The 21,185-nt window shown below is 70.4% G+C and carries 7 protein-coding genes; 4 read left to right on the top strand and 3 right to left on the bottom strand.

The features are described from left to right. Window positions 1-19 precede the first annotated feature (19 nt). Window positions 20-1,267 carry a dienelactone hydrolase family protein gene (locus C5F75_RS20455; protein ID WP_104012759.1) on the bottom strand — a complete coding sequence of 416 codons (1,248 nt, stop codon included), beginning with the start codon at window positions 1,265-1,267 and terminating at the stop codon, window positions 20-22. A gap of 351 nt (window positions 1,268-1,618) precedes the next feature. Between C5F75_RS20455 and C5F75_RS20450 the strand changes: the two genes are divergently transcribed. After that, window positions 1,619-2,644, top strand: coding sequence for an AraC family transcriptional regulator (locus C5F75_RS20450; protein ID WP_104012660.1), 1,026 nt, complete (start codon window positions 1,619-1,621; stop codon window positions 2,642-2,644). 76 nt (window positions 2,645-2,720) lie between these two features. Here the strand turns inward: C5F75_RS20450 and C5F75_RS20445 are convergent, their stop codons facing one another. Together C5F75_RS20445 and C5F75_RS20440 are read right to left on the bottom strand one after the other, a co-directional pair. Next, window positions 2,721-5,216 carry a xanthine dehydrogenase family protein molybdopterin-binding subunit gene (locus C5F75_RS20445; RefSeq protein WP_104012659.1) on the bottom strand — a complete coding sequence of 832 codons (2,496 nt, stop codon included), beginning with the start codon at window positions 5,214-5,216 and terminating at the stop codon, window positions 2,721-2,723. A 21-nt stretch (window positions 5,217-5,237) separates the two neighbouring features. After that, window positions 5,238-5,696: a (2Fe-2S)-binding protein gene (locus tag C5F75_RS20440; protein ID WP_059577675.1), complete on the bottom strand. Its 459-nt coding sequence runs from the start codon at window positions 5,694-5,696 to the stop codon at window positions 5,238-5,240. 744 nt (window positions 5,697-6,440) lie between these two features. Between C5F75_RS20440 and C5F75_RS20435 the strand changes: the two genes are divergently transcribed. From C5F75_RS20435 to C5F75_RS37530, 3 genes are all read left to right on the top strand, one after another. Beyond that, window positions 6,441-18,161, top strand: a complete 11,721-nt coding sequence (locus C5F75_RS20435) for an autotransporter-associated beta strand repeat-containing protein (RefSeq protein WP_456151268.1) — start codon at window positions 6,441-6,443, stop codon at window positions 18,159-18,161. Window positions 18,162-18,282: 121 nt separating this feature from the next. Beyond that, window positions 18,283-19,143 (top strand): autotransporter outer membrane beta-barrel domain-containing protein, encoded by an 861-nt coding sequence (locus C5F75_RS37665; RefSeq protein ID WP_407641357.1) that lies wholly within the window; start codon window positions 18,283-18,285, stop codon window positions 19,141-19,143. Between the two features lie 294 nt (window positions 19,144-19,437). Next, on the top strand, window positions 19,438-21,144 hold the full coding sequence (locus tag C5F75_RS37530; protein ID WP_407641356.1) for a hypothetical protein: 1,707 nt from the start codon (window positions 19,438-19,440) through the stop codon (window positions 21,142-21,144). Window positions 21,145-21,185 lie beyond the last annotated feature (41 nt).

Below are 21,185 nucleotides of genomic sequence, written 5' to 3'. Positions count from 1 at the left end.
GGGTGAGGGTGGGGCCGCGTCAGCGCGCCTCCGTCGACGGCGCGCTGTCGTGCCAGCGGCGCATCAGGCCGTTGGACGGCACGGTTTCGTCGAGCAGCTTGCGGGCCGTGTCGACGCCCGCGACCGGCAGGCCGGACGGGTCGAGCAGGCCGATCTGCACGAGCACGCTCGCCTGATCCCAGTAGATGTGCTCGTGATAGAGCTTGTCGCCGCGAAACTTGACGATCGCGACGAGCGGAATCTCGACGCGCTTGCCGGTCGGCGCGACGCCCGGCAGCATCCAGTCGATCTCGGTGGTGTGCGTGAAGCGGAACAGCAGCTCGTCGACGATCTGGCTCGCGCCGATCGTGCGCGAGATCGGCGTGATCGTCGTGTCGGGCGGGTTCGCATGCACGAAGTGATGCGTGTAGAAGCGCTTGAGCTCGTCGTGGCCGACGCCGCCCGTCAGCGTCGGAATATGGTTGACGTACGGCTGGGCGACCATCGTGGCCATCGTCGCGTCGACGTTGCGCGTGTCGAACTCGTGCTTCAGGTGCGTTTCCCACAGCGCGGACAGGTCGTAGTGCGGGCCGAGCGCGGCGCGGAACGCGGCGATCGCGCGCTGGTGAGCCATGACCGCGGCGGCCTTGTCGAAATGATCGCCGCCGGCGCGGGCGAACGCGTGATCGACGCCGGGGTAGACGTACACTCCGACGCCGTCGCGGCCGGACAGCGCATCCGCGATGCGCTGCTGCGCGTCGGGCGGGCAGAAGCGGTCCTGCGCGGCGATCTGCAGCACGAGCCGCCCGCGCAGGTGCGCCGCTTCGTCCAGCGCATGCTCGATGCCCACGCCGTAGTAACTGACCGCCGCAGCCACGCCCGGCAGCCGGCACGCGGCGAGATAGGCGAGCTTGCCGCCGAGGCAGTAGCCGAGCACGCCGGCCTCGCCCGTGCATTCCGGCCGCTGGCGGAGCATGTCCAGCGCGGCGCCGATGTCCTCCACGCCCTTGTTTTCGTCGAATTCGCGATAAAGGGCCATCGCGCGCTCGAAATCGGCCGCCGCGTAACCGAGCTCGATCCCCGGCGACTGGCGCCAGAACAGGTCCGGCACGAGCACGGTATAGCCTTCCTCGGCGTAGTAGTCGGCCACGTCGCGCATCGTCGCGTTCGCGCCGAAAATTTCGTGACAGAGCACGATGCCCGGCCCAGTTCCACCGGCCGGCGTGCTCAGGTACGCGCGGAACGCGCCGCCGCCCGGCGATGGAACTTCGATGTGACGTCCGTTCATGTGTCCCTCCATGCTGTGGGTTTCGGTGACGGGCCCAGTATTGGCGGACGAAATGCGCGCTTCTATCCGCTTTCTTCGGCCGTTATCCGCGAATTCCGGAAACCTGCGACAGCGGCCGCGGCGGGCCGGCGGGCCTCGGCGGACCGCGGGTATGTGCGGATGCGGACAGCCCGCACAGTTTTCTACGATGCGCGAACGGTCCGCTTCTTGCGTGGCTTGGGCTGAACTTGCGTGTTTCGCGGGACGGACTGTCCGGATACTGCGAGCGCTGTCCGGATCGTGTGACGGATTCCCCGAGATCGGGAATGCGTGCACGGCGCGAGTGCGATCGAGCACGACGGGAGAACTTCGATGGCGCAATTTTCCGAAACCGGCTGGCTGGCCGACGCCGCCTGTTTCAATCACGACACGCTGCTGCTGGAGTCGAACGACGTCGACGAGGTGCGCGCGCGCGTCGCCGACGTGTTCAAGCCGCACCGGCTCACGCCGACCGGCGAATCGCGCGCGCTGCACAGCTGCATGCACCATGCGCGCTGGGGCAACCTGTCGTTGAACCTGCTCGATTACGGCGGCGGCGTCAGCATCGAGCCGGGGCCGCTCGAACATTTCTTCCTGCTGCAGATTCCGCTGCGCGGCCACGCTGAAATCGAATGCGGCGCGACGCGCTTCGTGTCGTCGCCGGGCACCGCGTCGCTGCTTTCGCCGACGCTGCCGCTGAAGATGCGCTGGGGCGATGCGTGCCCGCAGGTCATCCTGCGCATCGAGCGCGAAGTGATGGAGCGCCACGCGCAGCGGCATTTCGGCGACGACCGGCGCGCGAGCGTCGAATTCGAACCGGAATTCGACCTGGCGTCGCCGCAGGGTACCTGTCTCGCGCAATTGCTGCCGGTGCTCGCCGGCGCGATCGCGACGGACGCGCATCCGCTGCGTCATCCGCTCGCGTTCGAGCAGCTCGAATCGACGCTGCTCAACCTGCTGCTGCACGGCCAGCCGAACAGCGCGCGCAACGGCACGCGACACGTGCCGACGGCGCTTGCGCCGTTCTACGTGCGGCGCGTGGAAGAATACATTCGCGCGCATCTCGACGAGCCGCTGACGATCGAACGGCTCGCCGAACTCGCGGGCGTCAGCCCGAGCACGCTGTTCGCCGGCTTTCGCCATCGCCACGGGATCACGCCGATGGGCTTCGTGCGACAGTTGCGGCTGCAACATGTGCGCGAGGAACTGCTGGCCGGCGACACGTCGGGGCTCGCGTCGGTCACCGACGTCGCGCTGAAATGGGGCTTCGCGCACCTCGGGCGGTTCGCGATCGAGTACAAGCGGGCGTTCGGCGAATCGCCGTCGGCGACGCTCAGGATGCGGCGCGGGCGGGGGTGAGCGCGGCGGCGGGAACGATGCCCCACCGCCGCGCCGGTCGGTGCGGCGGCTGGTCCGGAGGCGCGTGCCGCGCCGCCTAGGTCACCGTTCCTTTCTTCAGTTCGTCGATGCACGGGATGCCCGCGCGCCGTTTCGGCCGCAGGAATTTCGGCACCGTACTCGCCTGGCCGACGCCTGCGTGGCTTTGATCGGTCCTCGGCTTCGACGCGACCGGCTTGGCCTTGCGCGGCATCCGGCAGCCGCCGGCCGGCAGGTCGCCGTATGGGTCCTCGTCGACGGCGGCCGCAGGGGCCGCCGGCATCGCGGGGGTGGCCGATGCGACCCGCATCGGCGCGAACGGTAACGCATGCAGCCGCTCGCCCGTCAGCACGAACGCACCGTTGGCCACCGCTGGCGCGATCGGCGGTACGCCGGCGTCGCTCAACCCGGTCGGCCGAGCGTCAGACGGCACGAAGAAGACATCGACCGGCGGCGCTTCCTGCATGCGCACGGGCGGATAGTCGGCGAAACCGGCGTTGCGGACGGCGCCATGGTCGACGTCGATCGCAAAGCCCGGCTTCGTCGTGGAGAGGCCGAACAGCGCGCCGCCCTGAATCTGCGCTTGCGCGCCGGTCGGGTTGACGATGCGGCCCGCATACACGCCGGCCGTCACGCGATGCACGCGCGGCTGCTGCGCTTCGATCGACACGTCCGTGACGTATGCGACGACCGAACCGGCCGTTTCGTGCATCGCGACGCCCCACGCGTGCCCTGCCGGCAGCGTGCGCGTGCCGTAGCCGGACTTGTCGACGGCCAGCGCGAGCGCCTGGCGATGGGGCGCGTGCTCGGGGCCGGCCAGCCGCGCCATCCGGTAGGCGACCGGGTCCTGCCGCGCCGCGTGCGCGAGTTCGTCGACCAGCGTTTCCATCACGAACGCCGTATGCGTATGGCCGCCCGAACGCCATGATTGGACCGGCACGTCGGCGTCGGTCTGATGGACCGATACCTGCATCGGGAAGCCGTACGGGTTGTTCGCGACGCCTTCGGTCAGGCCGGGATCGGTGCCATGCTCGAGCATCGTCGTGCGCTCGAGCGGCGAGCCCTTCAGCACCGACTGGCCGACGACGACGTGCTGCCAGTCGCGCACGGCGCCGCTGCCGTCCACGCCGATGTCGACGCGATGCAGCACCATCGGGCGGTAGTAGCCGCCGCGCAAATCGTCCTCGCGCGTCCAGATCGTCTTGACCGGGCCGAGATGGCCGGCCGCGAGATACGCGGCGGACACGCGGGCGGCTTCGACCACGTAGTCCGACGTGGGGGTCGAGCGCCGGCCGTAGTCGCCGCCCGACGTCATCGTGAAGATCTGGACTTTCTCCGGCGCGACGCCGAGCGCTTTCGCGACCGCGGCGCGATCGGCCGTTTGCAGCGACGAGCCGCCCCAGATCTTGATCCCGCACGCGCAGTTCGCCGGCCCGACGTCGACCGTGCAGCTGAGCGGCTCCATCGCCGCGTGGGCGAGATACGGAAATTCGTAATCCTTCGCGATTCGCGTGGCCGCCGGCGGCGCGCCGCCGGCGTCGGCCGTGCGCACCAGGGTTCCCGGCGTGCCGGCGAGCTGTTTGTACGCCTGCATCTGTTCGGCGGACGTGACGGTCGAGCCGGCGTCCTTCCACGTGATCTTCAGCGCATCGCGGCCGAGCTTGGCCGGCCAGTAGCCGTTCGCGATGACGGCCACGCCGGTGCCGCCGTGATCGGTCGGGATCTCGACGACCTCGACCACGCCCTTGACGGCCCGGGCCGCCGCCGCGTCGTAGCTCGCGACCTGCCCGCCGAAGCGCGGCGGGCGCGCGACCAGGGCCACCTTCATGTCCGGCAGGCGCCAGTCCATCCCGTACTTGAGCGTGCCGTCGAGCATCGGGCGTGCGTCGATGCGCGGTGTCGGCTTGCCGATGAGGCGGAACTGGTCCGGCGACTTCAACGGCACCCGCCGCGGTACCGGCATCGCCATCGCGGCGGGCGCGAGCTCGCCATAGGTCGCGCGGTAGCTGCCGGACGTGACGACGCCATTCGCGGTCCGGCACGTGGCCGGATCGACGTTCCAGCGTTGCGCGGCTGCGGCGACGAGCATCGCGCGGGCGGATGCGCCGAGTTCGCGATATTGCGTGAACGAGTGATTGACCGACGTCGAGCCGGCCGTCATCTGGATGCCCGTTACAGGGTCCTTGTACGGCTCGCCAGCGGGCGCGAGCACGGTGCGCACGTTGCGCCAGTCGACATCGAGTTCGTCGGCCAGCGCCATCGGCAGCGCGGTGCTGACGCCCTGGCCGGACTCGGTGCGGTTGACGGCAACGGTCACGGTGTTTTCCGGCGCGATGATCAGGAATGCTTGAGGTGGTGAAAACTGCGGGGCTTTGCCCGCTTCGGCCGTGGCCCGGGTCGGCGCGATGCCCAGCGCCAGGCAGCCGCTTGCCGCCATCGTGAGCTTCAGGAAGCCGCGCCGGCCGAGTTTCGGAGAACCTGTTCCGGCGGCCGGCGAAGCGTCGGAGTGGGGGGTGTCGGTGCTCGCCGGGCGCCCGGCAGTGCGAGTACGCATGGTCAATGTCTCCCGGCAGGCTCAGGCAAGCGCGCCGGCCGCATCGTGAATCGCGGCGCGGATGCGCTGGTAGGTCGCGCAACGGCACAGGTTGCCGGCCATCGCGCGGTCGATGTCGGCATCGGTCGGCGCCTTGTTGCTCCGCAGCAGGCCGGCCGCACTCATCATCTGGCCGCTCTGGCAGTAGCCGCATTGCGCGACGTCGTGCCGGATCCACGCGTCGAGGACCGCCTTGCCGACCGCATCGTCGGCGAGATGTTCGGATGTCGTGATGCGCGCGCTGCCCACCGCCGACAGCGCCAGCGTGCAGCTTCGAGCGGGGCGGCCGTCGACGTGAACGGTGCAGGCGCCGCAGTCGCCGGTGCCGCATCCGAACTTGGTGCCGGTCAGCCCGAGATTGTCGCGCAGCACCCAGAGCACCGGTGTCGACGGATCGGCATCGATCTCGGCCGGCCGGTCGTTGATGTTCAACGTCACCATCGTGAAGTTCTCCCTTGGACACCTCGTTATCGTTCGAGAAACCAAACCGCTGCGCGGCGGATGTGAATTCATTAAAGCAGATTGGCGAATAAATCAGCGTCCCTGAAACTGGTTTTTTCCTTTCTTAATAATTTCCCTGCTTCGGTTAAAGCGTGAAATTAACATCCATCATACGAATCGACGAATATTCGAGAAAGATTGTTGAGTTTTGACAAAAATATGTTTATCGCGTGGAAAACGTTTGCGGGTCGTGTCTATATTTGTCTCGAGATCACACCGGGAGGCTTATGGACCGAATATTGGGCGCCAGAAAACCTGTACGCGAATCATTCGCAATAGGGTTGATTCGGCGTCCGGTTATTCAGTGTTCGTTTACGACGACAGAAGGGGTTGATGGAAATGGAGCACAGCGCGTTCGTCGTTTGATCTGTACAGGTACAGATGCCATGCGTGCGGATTCACGAGTCAGCGTGTGCTTTACCTCCGTGAAGCAGGAGTCTCCAATAACTGAAAAAATTACCGGGCAGGGGTCAAAAGTAAAAGATGCCGATTAAATAATACTGGTTGATTAATTCCTGATTGTTTTTAATTCGGCCATCCGCATCGGACTGATGGCGGGGCGGCGTTTTTCCAAAAAACATCGAATGGCGTATTCCGGTATTTGCCTCCGGCATTTCGAATGCGTGGACGGAATACCCGCTGTCGTCGATTCTCTTATGGGAAGGTGTGATTATGCGTATGCGCATGGGATCGAACAAAAAGCGCGCGGAAGCACGTCCGAAACTCCTCGTTCCGACCGGCGTGCTGGTCGCGCTGGTCGGCGCCGGGATCGTCCCCGTCGACGCGCTGGCGGCCTGCACCGGAACCACGACCGTCAGTTGCAGCGGAGCCAGCACGTCCTATTCGAACGGCGCGAACAATCTCAACCTGACCGTCGAGCCCGGCGCGACCGTCTCCGTGGTGCCGTTGATCGGCGGCACCGCGCTGTCGCTGACGGGCAGCGGCGTCACGCTGACCAACAACGGCAGAATCGACCCCGCATTGTCCGGCTTGAGCCTCGTGTCGAACGGCACGGTGGTCGGCAATATCGCGTCGGCGAGCACGGTCAACGTCACGAACGCCAGCTCGGGCGTGATGATGGGCTCGACGAGCTCGCTGCTCAATGGCCCGGCGTTGACGGTGTACAACGGCATCGGCGGTACGACGAACATCACGAATGCCGGCACGATCGGCACGACCGGCCTGCTGGGCTTCAGCGCGGGGCCCACCGCGCAGGTCGTCACCACGTCGGGCGGAGCGCAGGCCAACTTCACCAACGCGAGCGGCGGCACGATCAACGGTTCGGTGGTGCTCGCGCCCAGCGGGACGCCGGGCGCCGGCAACACGTTCACCAACGCCGGCACCGTGACGGGCAACGTGTCGCTCGGCGCGTCCGCCGGCACGTCGAACACGTTCAATGCGCTGACCGGATCGTCGGTCGGGCTGGGCGTCGATGCCGGGCTGGGCGGCAACAATACGCTGAACCTGCAACTGAACACCGCGACCGGGAGCCCCGCGAGCGGCGCCATCGCGGTCGATACGTACGGCAATTTCACGCATCTCGCGGTTCAGGGCGGCACGTGGAACATCACCGGCGCGTCGAGTGCGGCCGACGCGTCGCTGGCCGGCGGCACCGCGATCATCAACAACAGCGCGGGGCTGGGCGTGGGGACGATCGTCGCCGGCGGCGGCACGCTGGAGGCCGGCGCGGCCGGCCTCAACCTCCTCAACGACGTGACGCTCGGCGCGGGCTTGACGGTGGACGGCGCGACCGGGCTCGCGCTGTCGGGTACGATCGCCGGCGGCGGCGCGCTGAACGCGAGCGGCACCGGCACGCTCGCGCTGAACGGCGCCAATTCGTTCACGGGAGGAACGAATCTGACGGGCGGCGGCGGGCTCGTCGTCGGCACCGGCACGGCGCTCGGCACGGGCGCGCTGAACGTGAGCGGCGCGGGCGGCACGCTCGGCACCAGCGTCGGCGGCACGTTGCTCGGCAATGCGGTGAATATCGATACCGGCGTGACCCTGGGCCTGACCGGTTCGGCCAGCCTCGGCCTCGGCGGCACGATCGCCGGCAACGGCAGTCTCGCGCAAAGCTGCACGGGGACGACGACGCTGCTCGGCGTGAACACGTTTTCGGGCGGCACGGCGCTGAGCGGTGGCGGACTGATCGCCGGCAATGGCGCGGCGCTCGGCAGCGGCGCGCTTCATGTGACGGGGGCGGGCGGCGCGCTGGCGACGAATGTCGGCGGCACGCTGCTCGGCAATGCAGTCAATCTCGATGCAGGCGCCACGCTCGGCCTGAACGGCGCGGCCGATCTGAGCCTGGGCGGTGCGATCGGCGGGAACGGCGGCCTCGCGCAAAGCGGCACGGGCGTGACGACGCTGCTCGGCGTGAACACGTTTACGGGCGGCACGGCGCTGAGCGGCGGCGGGTTGATCGCTGGCAATGGCGCGGCGCTCGGCACGGGGGCATTGAACGTGTCCGGCGCGGGCGGCACGCTCGCGACGAGCGTCGGCGGCACGCTGCTCGGCAATGCAGTCAACCTCGGCGCGGGCGCGACGCTCGGCCTGAACGGCGCAGCCGATCTGAGCCTGGGCGGCGCGATCGGCGGGAACGGCAGCCTGGCGCAAACCGGCGCCGGTACCACGACGCTGCTCGGCGCGAACACGTTTTCCGGCGGCACAGCGCTGAGCGGCGGCGGATTGATCGCCGGCAACGGCGCGGCATTGGGCACGGGCGCACTGAACGTGGTCGGCACGGGCGGCACGCTCGCGACGAACGTCGGCGGCACCGTGCTGGGCAATGCAGTCAACCTCGGCGCGGGCGCGACGCTCGGCCTGAACGGCGCAGCCGATCTCGGCCTGAGCGGCGCGATCTCGGGCGCGGGTGGCCTGGCGCTCGGCGGTACCGGCGCGACGACGCTGTCCGGCGCGAACACGTTCACGGGCGGCGCGAGCCTGACGGGCGGCGGCAGCCTGATCGTCGACGGCGGCACGGCGCTCGGCGTAGGCGGCGCGTTGAACGTGAGCGGCCTCGGCGGTTCGCTGAGCGCGGATCTGGCGGCCGGCGCGGCGCTTGCGAACGGCATCAACCTGAACGGCGCATCGTTGACGCTGAACGGTGCGAACGACCTCGGCCTGAGCGGCGCGATCGGCGGCACCGGCGGCCTCGTGCTGAGCGGCACGGGCACGACGACGCTGTCGGGCGCGAACACCTTCGGCGGCGGCACGACCCTGAGCGCCGGCACGCTGCTCGCCGGCAGCAATACGGCGCTGGGCGCCGGCGCGCTGAACGTCACGGGCACGGGCGGCGCGTTGGGCGCGAGCGTGAGCGGCACCACATTGGGCAACGCGGTCAACCTCGGCACGGGCGCGACGCTCGCGTTGACCGGCGCGAACGATCTCGGCCTGAGCGGCACGATCGCCGGTAACGGCGGTCTCGCACACATCGGCTCGGGCATCACGACGCTGCTCGGCGCGAACACGTTCACGGGCGGCACGACGCTGAGCGGCGGCGGCATCCTTGCCGGCAACGGCAGCGCACTCGGCACGGGCGCGCTGAACGTGACGGGCGCGGGCGGCTCGCTCGGTACGACCGTCGGCGGCACGGTGCTCGGCAACGCGATCCAGCTCGGCGCGGGTGCGGCGCTGACGGTTGGCGGTGCGAACGATCTCGGGCTGAGCGGGATCATTTCCGGTACCGGCGGCCTGTCCGTGAACGGCCCGGGCACGACGACGCTCACCGCGGCCGAGACGTTCACTGGCGGCACCACGATCGGCGGCGGCACGCTGGCGATCGGCGCGGGCGGCAGTCTCGCCGCGTCGAGCCCCGTGAACCTGACGGGCGCGAGCGCGCAGTTCAGCATCGCCGGCGCGACCACGCCGCAGTCGATCGGCACGCTGTCGGGCGTCGCGGGTTCGGCGATCGATCTCGGCGCGAACAACCTGACGCTGGCCGGCAGCGGCAGCGGCGTCTTCGCCGGCAACATCGGCGGGGCGGGCGGGCTGACGCTTTCCGGCACCGGCTCGCAGGCGCTCACCGGCAACAACACGTATGCGGGCGGCACGGCGCTGACGGGCGGCAGCCTGCTCGTCGGCAGCGGCGCGGCGCTCGGCCTCGGCGCACTCGACGTCGACGGTTCGGCTTCGCTCGGCGCGAGCGTGCCGGGCGTGACGATCGGCAACGCGATCAATCTCGGTACCGGCGTCACACTGGGGCTGAACGGTGCGAACGATCTCGGCCTGAGCGGCACGATCGCCGGCAACGGCAGCCTTGCGCAAACCGGCTCCGGCACGACGACGCTCGGCGGCACGAACACGTACACGGGCGGCACGACGTTGAGCGCCGGCGGGCTGATCGCCGGCAACGGCAGCGCGCTCGGCACCGGTGCGCTGAACGTGAGCGGCGCGGGCGGGACGCTCGCGACGAACGTCGCCGGCACCGTGCTGGGCAATGCGGTGAACCTCGGCGCTGGCGCGGCGCTGGGGCTGAACGGCGCGGCCGACCTGAGCCTCGGCGGCGTGCTGTCGGGCGCCGGCAGTCTTGCGCAAACCGGCACCGGCACGACGACGCTGCTTGGTGCGAACACCTTCACGGGCGGCACGACCCTGAGCGGCGGCGGGCTCATCGCGGGCAACGGCAGCGCACTCGGCACCGGCGCGCTGAACGTGACGGGCGCGGGCGGCACGCTCGGCACGAGCGCGGGCGGCACCGTGCTCGGCAATGCGGTGAATCTGGGCGCGGGCGCGACGCTGACGGTTGGCGGTGCGAACAATCTGGGCCTCGGCGGCGCGATCTCGGGCGGCGGCAATCTGTCGGTGAACGGCCCGTCGATCACGACGCTGACCGGCGCCGGCACGTACACCGGCAACACGACGATCGGCAACGGCAGCACGCTGGCGGTCGGTGCGGGCGGCAGCCTGTCGGGCGCCAGCCTGTTCGATCTGGCCGGCGCGGGGGCGACGCTCGACCTGAGCGCGGCCACGTCGCCGCAGACGACGGGCGGGCTGGTCGGCACGGCCGGCGCGGCGGTGAATCTCGGCGGCAATACGCTGACGCTCGGCGGCGCCGGTAACGGCACGTTCGGCGGCACGATCGGCGGTGCGGGCGGGCTGACGCTGTCCGGCACCGGCACGGAGACGCTGACCGGCGCGAACACTTACACGGGCGGCACGACGATCAACGGCGGCACGCTGGCGATCGGCGCGGGCGGCAGCCTCGCGGCGGGCGGCGCAGTGAATCTGGGCGGAGCCGGTGCAACGTTCGACCTGAGCGGTGCAGCGCTGCCGCAGACGATCGGCGCGCTGTCGGGCGTGGCCGGTTCGACGGTGAATCTCGGCGGCAACGGCCTGACGCTCGGCGGCGCCGGCAGCGGCACGTTCGGCGGCACGCTCGCGGGCGCGGGCGGCAGCCTGACGCTGGCGGGCACGGGCACCGAAACGCTGACCGGGGCCAACACGTATACCGGCGGCACGAACCTGACCGGCGGCGGCACGCTGGTCGCCGGCAGCGGAGCGGCGCTCGGTACCGGCGCGTTGAACGTCGCCGGCGCGGGCGGCACGCTGGCCGCGAGCGTTGCCGGCACGACGCTGAACAACGCAGTGACTCTCGGCACGGGCTCGGCGCTGACGCTCGGCGGCACGAACGATCTGGGCCTCGGCGGCATCATCGCAGGCGGCGGCAGCCTCGCGCAAACCGGCAGCGGAACGACCGCGCTCACCGGCGCGAACACCTACACGGGCGGCACGACGCTGAGCGCCGGCGGCCTGTCGGTCGGCGACAACCTGGCGCTCGGCACGGGCGCACTCAGCGTCACCGGCAGCGGCGGCACACTCAACGCGAGCACGGCGAACCTGCTGCTGGCGAACGCCGTCGATCTGGGCGCCGGCTCTGCGCTGAATCTCGGCGGCGCGTTCGACTTCGGCTTGAGCGGCATGATTTCCGGCGCAGGCGGCGTGGTGCAGTCCGGCTCGGGCACGACCACGCTCGGCGGCGCGAACACCTATGGCGGCGGGACGACGTTGAGCAGCGGCGGGCTGAGCGTCGGCAGCAATACGGCGCTCGGTTCCGGCGCATTGAACGTGACCGGCAACGGCACGCTGAACGCGAGCGTGAGCGGCACGACGCTCGGCAACGCGGTCACGCTCGGCGCGGGCGCGACGCTCGGGCTGAACGGCGCGAACGATCTCGGGCTGAGCGGCACGATTTCCGGCAGCGGCGGCCTCGCGCAGACCGGCGCGGGCACCACGACGCTCACCGGCACGAACACCTATGACGGCGGCACCACGTTGAGCGGCGGCGGGCTCATCGCCGGCAACGGCAGCGCGCTCGGCACGGGGGCGCTGAACGTCACCGGCGCGGGCGGCTCGCTCGGCACGAACACGGCAGGCACGACGCTCGGCAATGCGGTGAATCTCGGCGCGGGATCGACGCTGACCGTTGGCGGTGCGAACGATCTCGGGCTGGGCGGCGGGATCTCGGGCAGCGGCGGCCTGTCGGTCAGCGGCCCGTCGACGACCACGCTCACGGGCGTGAACACCTATACCGGCAACACGACGATCGGCGGCGGCAGCACGCTGGCGGTCGGTGCGGGCGGCAGCCTGTCGTCGGGCAGCGCGCTCGATCTCGCCGGCACGGGCGCGACGCTCGACATCAGCGCGGCGACCACGCCGCAAACGAGCGGCATGCTGTCCGGCGTAACGGGCACGAACGTGAACCTCGGCGGCAACACGCTGACGCTGGCCGGCACCGGCAACGGCACCTATGCGGGCACGATCGGCGGCACCGGCGGGCTGACGATGTCGGGCGCCGGCACCGAAACGCTGACCGGCACCAACACGTACACCGGCGCGACGACGATCAACAGCGGCACGCTGGCGATCGGCGCGGGCGGCAGCCTGTCGGCGAGCAGCCCGGTGAACCTGGCCGGTGCGGGTGCGACCTTCGACGTCAGCGGTGCGACCACGCCGCAGACGACGGGCACGCTGTCGGGCGTGGCGGGTTCGACCGTGAACCTCGGCGGCAACAACCTGACGCTCGGCGGCACGGGCAACGGCACGTACGGCGGCACGATCGCCGGCGCGGGCGGCAGCCTCACGCTGTCGGGCAGCGGCACCGAAACGCTGACCGGCAACAACACGTACACGGGCGGCACGAACCTGACCGGCGGCGGCACGCTGATCGCGGGCGGCGGTTCGGCGCTCGGAACGGGCGCGCTGAACACGAGCGGCGCGGGCGGCACGCTCGGCACGAGCGTCGCAGGCACGACGCTGACCAATGCGATCAATCTCGGTTCGGGCTCGACGCTGACGGTCGGCGGGGCGAACAACCTCGGGCTCGGCGGTGCGATCGGCGGCAGCGGCAATCTCGCCGTGACTGGTCCGTCGACGACGACGCTCACCGGCGCCGGCACGTACACCGGCAACACGACGATCGGCGGCGGCAGCACGCTCGCGGTCGGCGCGGGCGGCAACCTGTCGTCGGGCAGCGCGATCGATCTCGCCGGCGCGGGCTCGACGCTGGACGTGAGCGCGGCCACGTCGCCGCAGACGACCGGTACGCTGTCCGGCGCAGCGGGTTCGGCGGTGAATCTCGGCGGCAATACGCTGACGCTCGGCGGTTCGGGCAACGGTACGTTCGGCGGAACGGTCGGCGGCACGGGCGGGTTGACGCTGTCGGGCACGGGCACCGAAACGCTGACCGGCAACAACACGTACACGGGCGCGACGACGATCAACAGCGGCACGCTCGCGATCGGCGCGGGCGGCAGCCTGTCGGGCAGCAGCCCGGTGAACCTGGCCGGTGCGGGCGCGACGTTCGACGTGAGCGGCGCGACCATGCCGCAGACGACGGGCTCGCTGTCGGGCGTGGCCGGCTCGACGGTGAACCTTGGCGGCAACAACCTGACGCTCGGCGGCACGGGCAACGGCACGTACGGCGGCACGATCGCCGGCGCGGGCGGCAGCCTCACGCTGTCGGGCAGCGGCACCGAAACGCTGACCGGCAACAACACGTACACGGGCGGCACGACTCTCGCCGGCGGCGGCACGCTGATCGCGGGCAGCGGTTCCGCGCTCGGCACGGGGGCGCTCAACACGAGCGGCGCAGGCGGTACGCTGGCCGCGAGCACGCCCGGGACGACGCTTGCCAACGCGGTGAATCTCGGCAGCGGCTCGACGCTGACGGTCGGCGGCGCGAACGATCTCGGCCTCGGCGGCGCGATCGGCGGCAGCGGCAACCTCGCGGTGAATGGTCCGTCGACGACGACGCTGTCGGGCGCGAACACCTACACCGGCAGCACGACGATCGGCGGCGGCAGCACACTCGCGGTCGGCGCGGGCGGCAGCCTGTCGGCTGGCAGTGCGATCGACCTCGCCGGCACCGGCGCCACGCTCGACCTGAGCGCCGCCACTTCGGCGCAGACGACCGGCGCGTTGTCGGGCGGCACGGGCACGAACGTCAACCTGGGCGGTAACACGCTGACGCTCGGCGGCGCAGGCAGCGGCACCTATGCGGGCGTGATCGGCGGCACGGGCGGGCTGACGTTGTCGGGCACCGGCACCGAAACGCTGACCGGCACCAACACGTACACGGGCGCGACGACGATCAACAGCGGCACGCTCGCGATCGGCGGCAACGGCAGCCTGTCGTCGAGCAGCCCGGTCAGCCTGACGACGGCCGGCGCGACGCTCGACCTGAGCGGCGCCGCGTCGCCGCAATCGACGGGCGCGATCTCGGGCGTGGCGGGTTCGACCGTGAACCTGGGCAACAACAACCTGACGCTCGGCGGGTCGGCCAGCGGCACGTACGCGGGCAACATCGCCGGCACGGGCGGCGTGACGATGTCGGGCACCGGCACGGAGACGTTGACGGGCAGCAATACGTACACGGGCGCCACCACGATCAACAGCGGCACGCTGGCGATCGGCGCGGGCGGCAGCCTGTCGGGAACGACACCCGTGAGCCTGACGGGTGCGGGCGCAACCTTCGACCTGAGCGGCGCGACGACGCCGCAGACGACGGGCACGCTGTCGGGCGTGGCCGGCTCGACGGTGAATCTCGGCGGCAACAGCCTGACGCTCGGCGGCACGGGCAGCGGCACGTATGACGGCACGATCGCCGGTGCAGGCGGTAGCCTGACGCTGGCTGGCACGGGCACCGAAACGTTGAATGGCGCCAACACGTATACGGGCGGCACGAGCCTGACCGGTGGCGGCACGTTGATCGTGGGCAACGGCTCGGCGCTCGGCACGGGTACGCTGAACACGAGCGGCGCGGGCGGCACGCTCGGCACCAGCGTGACCGGCACGACGCTGACCAACGCGGTGAACCTTGGCGCGGGGTCGACGCTGACTATTGGCGGTGCGAACGACCTGGGCCTGGGCGGCGCGATTTCCGGCAGCGGCAACCTCGCGGTGAATGGTCCGTCGACGACGACGCTTACTGGCGCCAACGCGTACACCGGCAACACGACGATCGGCAACGGCAGCACGCTGGCGGTCGGCGCGGGCGGCAGCCTGTCGGGCGGCAGCGCGGTCGATCTGGCCGGTGCGGGCGCGACGCTCGATCTGAGCGCGGCCACGACGCCGCAGGCGACGGGTGCGTTGTCGGGCGTGTCGGGTTCGACCGTGAACCTCGGCGGCAATGCGCTGACGCTCGGCGGTTCCGGCAGCGGCACGTACGGCGGCACGATCGCGGGCGCGGGCAGCCTCACGCTGGCGGGCACGGGCACCGAAACGCTGACCGGCACGAACACGTACACGGGCGGCACGAGTCTGACGGGCGGCGGCACGCTGCTGGCCGGCAACGGCTCGGCGCTCGGCACCGGTGCGGTGACGACGAGTGGCGCGGGCGGCTCGCTGGGCACGAGCGTGGCCGGCACGACGCTGACCAACGCGATCGATCTCGGCGCGGGTTCGACGCTGACGGTCGGCGGCGCGAACAACCTCGGCCTTGGCGGCGCGATCTCGGGCAGCGGCAATCTCGCGGTGAACGGCCCGTCGACGACGACGCTCACCGGCGCCGGCACGTACACCGGCAACACGGCGATCGGCAACGGCAGCACGCTGGCCGTCGGCGCGGGCGGCAGCCTGTCGGCGGGCAGCGCGCTCGATCTCGCGGGCGCGGGGGCCACGCTGGACCTGAGTGCCGCGACGACGCCGCAGACGACGGGTGCGCTGTCGGGTGCGTCGGGCTCGACCGTGAATCTGGGCAGCAACACGTTGACGCTGGCCGGTTCCGGTAACGGCACGTATGGCGGCACCGTGGCCGGCACGGGCGGTTTGACGCTGTCGGGCAGCGGCACGCAAACGCTGACGGGCACCAACACGTACACGGGTGCGACGACGATCAACAGCGGCACGCTCGCGATCGGCGCGGGCGGCAGTCTGTCCGGCAGCAGCCCGCTGACGCTGACCGGTGCGGGCGCAACGTTCGACGTCAGCGGTGCGACCACGCCGCAAACGACGACCGCGCTGTCGGGCGTCGCGGGTTCGACGGTGAACCTCGGCGGCAACAACCTGACGCTCGGCGGGGCGGGCAGCGGCACGTTCGGCGGCACGATCGCCGGCGCGGGCGGCAGCCTCACGTTGTCGGGTACGGGCAGCGAAACGCTCACGGGCGCCAACACCTACACGGGCGGCACGAACCTGACGGGTGGCGGCACGCTGATCGCGGGCAGCAACACGGCGCTCGGCACGGGCGCGCTGAACACCGGCGGCGCGGGCGGCACGCTGGCCGCCGGCACGCCGGGCACGACGCTGACCAATGCGGTGAACCTCGGGACGGGGTCGACGCTGACGGTGGGCGGCACCCATAGCCTCGGCCTGAGCGGCCCGATCTCCGGCAGCGGCACGCTCGCGCTCGGCGGCCCCGCGACGACGACGCTTTCCGGCGCCAACACCTACACCGGCGGCACCAGCGTCACGGGCGGCGGCACGCTGGTGGCCGGAACGTCGACCGCACTCGGCAGCGGCACGCTGACTGTGGGCGGCAACGGCGGCACGCTCGGGACCAGCGTGCCCGGCACGACGCTCGCCAATGCCGTGAATCTCGGCACGGGTTCGACGCTGACGGTGGGCGGCGCGAACAACCTCGGCCTGAGCGGGCCGATTTCGGGCGGCGGCAACCTGGCGGTGAGCGGCCCGTCGACGACGACCCTCAGCGGCGCGAACGCGTACACGGGCGGCACGACGATCGGCAACGGCAGCACGCTCGCGGTCGGCGGCAGCGGCAGCCTGTCGGCCGGCAGCGCGCTGACGCTGGCCGGCAACGGCGCGACGCTCGACGTCGGCGCGGCCACGACGCCGCAGACGACGAGCGCGCTGTCGGGCGCGGCAGGTTCGACCGTGAATCTCGGTGGCAATACGCTGACCGTGGCGGGTCCGACGGGTGGCACCTTCGGCGGCACGATCGCGGGCACCGGCGGCTTCGCGGTGCAGGGCGGCGGCACGCAGACGCTGACCGGCGCGAACACGTACACCGGCGGCACGACGATCGGCAGCGGCAGCGCGCTCGCGCTCGCCGGCGCAGGCAGTCTCGCGCCGACGAGCCCGGTGATTCTCGCGGGCAGCGGTGCGACGCTGAACCTGGCGGCTGCGGCCGCGCCGCAGGCGATCGGCACGTTGTCGGGTACGACCGGCTCGAACGTGAATCTCGGCAGCACACCGCTGACGGTCAACACCGCCGGCACCAGCACGTTCGCCGGCACGCTGTCGGGTACCGGCCCGCTGACGCTGGCCGGCACGGGCGCGCAGGTGCTGAGCGGCACGAACACGCTGTCGGGGCCGACCGCCGTGACGGGCGGCACGCTCGCCGTCACCGGTTCGCTGGCCAACTCGCCGGTGACGGTCGGTAACGGCGCGACCGTCACCGGGACGGGCACGATCGGCGGCCTGGTCGTATCGGGCGGCGGCACCGCATCGGTCCTCCAGCTCGGGCAGCCGCTGAAGGTCGCGGGGAACGCGACCTTCCAGCCCGGCTCGACGCTGCAGGTCGGCGCCACGCCGCAACAGAGCGGCGGCCTCGACGTGACCGGCTCCGCCACGCTCAACGGTGGGTCGGTACAGGTCGTCGCGGCAACCGGGCAATACCAGCCGGGCAAGCTCTACACCATCGTGAATGCCGGCGCGGGCGTGCAAGGGCAGTTCAGCGCGGTGAACTCGACGTATGCGTTCCTCACGCCGACGCTCAACGTACAACCCGGCGCAAGTGTTGATGTCGCTGGCGCCGAACGGCACGCCGTTCTCGTCGGTCGCGACGACGCCCGACGGGCAAGCGGTGGCGGGCGCGGTCGGCACGCTCGGCGCCGGCAACCCGCTGTTCGATACGGTGCTGACGTCGGATGCGCCGACCGCGAACCGCGCGTTCACGCAACTGGCCGGCGATCTGTATCCGAGTACGCGAAGCGTGCTGCTGTCGGATAGCCGCTACGTGCGCGACGCGGTGCTCGATCGTGCACGGCTCGGTTCGCAGCCGGGCGGGGCGCTCTGCGGATGCGAGGCGCCGGTGTCGGCGGACGATCACGCGGCGGCGCTCGACCGGCGCATGGCCGCGGAGAACGGCTGCACGCCGGCCAAGTCGTACAAGCCCGCGGTGTGGGGCCGACTGTACGGCTCGCATAGCCGGTTCGACGGCGACGGCGTCGCTTCGATCGATCGCAACCTGTACGGCTTCATCGTCGGTACGGATGCGGAAGTCAGCAGCCACTGGCGCGTCGGTATCGCGGGCGGCGCGTCGCGCAGCCAGCTCAATACCGACCAGAACGAGTCGGCGAAGGTCAACGGCGGGACGATCGCGCTGTACGCCAGCGGCCGATACGACGCGTGGAACGTGCGCGGCGGCGTGTCGCAGTCGTGGTACCGCGTGCATAGCGCGCGCAATCCGTCGTTCGGCAGCTTCGCCGATCACGATACCGCGAGCTACGACGCGAGCGCGACGCAGGTGTTCACCGAGATCGGCTACTCGACGGCGATTCGCAACGTCGCGCTCGAACCGTTCGTCGGGCTCGCGTATGCGAGCCTGCACACCGGCGGCTTCAAGGAGAACGGCGGCGCGGCGGCGCTGCAGGGCGATTCCGACACGACGGGCCTCGGCTTCTCGACGCTCGGCGTGCGGGCGTCGACGGACGTCGCGGTCACAACGAAGGGCAAGATCACGACCTTCGGCACGATTGGCTGGCGGCATGCGTTCGGCAACACGCAGCCGGGTTCGACGCTGTCGTTCGCGAGCGGCGGCGCACCGTTCAGCGTGGTCGGCGTGCCGATCGCGCGCGATGCGGCCGTGCTCGAGGTCGGTGTCGATGCGGCCGTGACGAAGAACCTGTCGATCGGCCTGTCGTATAGCGGCCAGCTCGGCGGCAACATCAGCGATCACGCGCTGTACGGCAATCTGCTGTGGAAGTTCTAAAGGGAGGGCGGCGGCCGCTTGCGATGAAGTTGTCGTGAGCGGCCGATCGTTTGTCGATGGTTCGATGATGGTGGGTTTTCAGATTCGCATTACAGAAGTTTCGTGATGCGAATCATTTTTCAAGAAGTACGTCACGTGGTGTCTGGTATCCCGTTGTATCAGCCTGTTTTAACTTGTTTCAACGCCTTGCCGTATCGGGCAATCCGCGAACGATTCGCGCCGCCTTCGGGCGACGGGGTCCATGCGTCATCGCTCGAGCTGTTCCGCGGTTTTCCAACCGAAATGAGGTTATTCATGAAAACGAAAACGAATGTGAAACTGACAGGCATCGCCTTGTCGGTCGCGGCTTTGTTCAGCCTGGCCGCCACGGCGTCTCAGGCGGGGGTGCTGGCTTCTCCGCTGGGAAGTGTCAGCAAATCCGACGGCCTCATCGTCGGAGGCGGATTGCCCGCGCCCGGGGAACTCGTCGGTACCGTGACGGGATGGGGGAACGGAGTGGTGACGGTCGGCAACCCGAATGCAGGCGGTATCTCGATCGGGCTGGCGGGGACCGGGACGGGAAGCGCGACCATCGATATCGGTAGCGGATTGCTCGAGCCGGTCGCCGGGGTGGCCGGTACGGTGACGGGGCCGTTGGGCGGTGTCGGTAATCCGACCGGTGGGCTTGGTGGTGTGGTTGGCACGGTAACCGGCGCACTGGGCGGCATCGGTGGCGGCGGGACCGGTGGTCTCGGCGGCATTGTCGGCACGGTGGGCAACGCGGCAAGCGGCGCAGTCGGTACGGTGACGGGCGCCTTGGGCGGCGTTGGCAATCCGACTGGCGGGCTTGGTGGCGTCGTTGGTACGGTAACCGGCGCACTGGGTGGCATCGGTGGCGGCGGGACCGGCGGTCTCGGCGGCATTGTCGGGACGGTGGGCAACGCGGCAAGCGGCGCAATCGGTACGGTGACGGGCGCCTTGGGTGGTGTCGGTAATCCGACCGGTGGGCTTGGTGGTGTAGTTGGCACGGTAACCGGCGCACTGGGCGGCGTCGGTGGTGGCAACCCGACGGGTGGTCTTGGCGGCGTCGTCGGAACGGTAGCGAACACGGCAACAGGCGCAGTCGGAACGCTGACTGGCGCACTGGGTGGTGTCGGTGGCGGCGGGGCCGGCGGTCTCGGCGGCGTTGTCGGGACGGTGGGCAATGCGGCAAGCGGCGCAGTGGGTACGGTGACGGGCGCCTTGGGTGGTGTCGGTAATCCGACCGGTGGGCTTGGTGGCGTCGTTGGTACGGTAACCGGCGCACTGGGTGGCATCGGTGGTGGCAACCCGACGGGTGGTCTTGGCGGCGTCGTCGGAACGGTAGCGAACACGGCAACAGGCGCAGTCGGAACGCTGACTGGCGCACTGGGTGGTGTCGGTGGCGGCGGGACCGGCGGTTTCGGCGGCATTGTCGGCACGGTGGGCAACGCGGCAAGCGGCGCAATCGGTACGGTGACGGGCGCCTTGGGCGGCGTTGGCAATCCGACGGGCGGGCTTGGCGGCGTCATCGGAACGGTAGCGAACACGGCAACAGGTGCAGTCGGAACGCTGACTGGCGCGCTGGGTGGTGTCGGCGGTGGCGGGGCCAGCGGTCTCGGCGGCGTTGTCGGAACGGTGGGCAATGCGGCAAGCGGCGCAGTCGGTACGGTGACGGGCGCCTTGGGTGGTGTTGGCAATCCGACCGGTGGTCTCGGTGGCGTTGTTGGCACGGTAGCGAACACGGCAACGGGTGCAGTCGGAACGCTGACTGGTGCCCTGGGCCGTGCCGGCGGCGCGACCGGTGGCCTCGGTGGTGTCGGCGGCGTCGTTGGCACGGTCGGCAACACGGCAACCGGCGCAGTGGGAACGTTGGCTGGCGCAGTGGGCGGTGCCGGCGGCGCGACCAGCGGTCTCGGCAGCATCGTGGGCACGGTCGCCAATGCCGGCACTGGCGTCGTCAACGCCGGAGGTATCCGGAATTTAGTGTGTGAGGCGGGTTGAGATTCAGACTCCAATGTTGAATCGTTCTGGGTAAAGCAGTG

The organism is Burkholderia anthinoferrum (assembly GCF_002925705.1).
Lineage (GTDB): Bacteria > Pseudomonadota > Gammaproteobacteria > Burkholderiales > Burkholderiaceae > Burkholderia > Burkholderia semiarida.
The sequence above is the reverse complement of the archived record's forward strand: the minus strand, read 5'-3'. Positions and strand labels throughout refer to the sequence as shown.

What these genes read in the sequence shown, in the direction of transcription:
- C5F75_RS20455 (WP_104012759.1), bottom strand. Translation starts at nt 1,267, where the DNA reads ATGAACGGACGTCACATCGAAGTTCCATCGCCGGGCGGCGGCGCGTTC.
- C5F75_RS37530 (WP_407641356.1), top strand. Translation starts at nt 19,438, where the DNA reads ATGAAAACGAAAACGAATGTGAAACTGACAGGCATCGCCTTGTCGGTC.
- C5F75_RS37665 (WP_407641357.1), top strand. Translation starts at nt 18,283, where the DNA reads ATGGCCGCGGAGAACGGCTGCACGCCGGCCAAGTCGTACAAGCCCGCG.
- C5F75_RS20435 (WP_456151268.1), top strand. Translation starts at nt 6,441, where the DNA reads ATGGGATCGAACAAAAAGCGCGCGGAAGCACGTCCGAAACTCCTCGTT.
- C5F75_RS20450 (WP_104012660.1), top strand. Translation starts at nt 1,619, where the DNA reads ATGGCGCAATTTTCCGAAACCGGCTGGCTGGCCGACGCCGCCTGTTTC.
- C5F75_RS20440 (WP_059577675.1), bottom strand. Translation starts at nt 5,696, where the DNA reads ATGGTGACGTTGAACATCAACGACCGGCCGGCCGAGATCGATGCCGAT.
- C5F75_RS20445 (WP_104012659.1), bottom strand. Translation starts at nt 5,216, where the DNA reads ATGCGTACTCGCACTGCCGGGCGCCCGGCGAGCACCGACACCCCCCAC.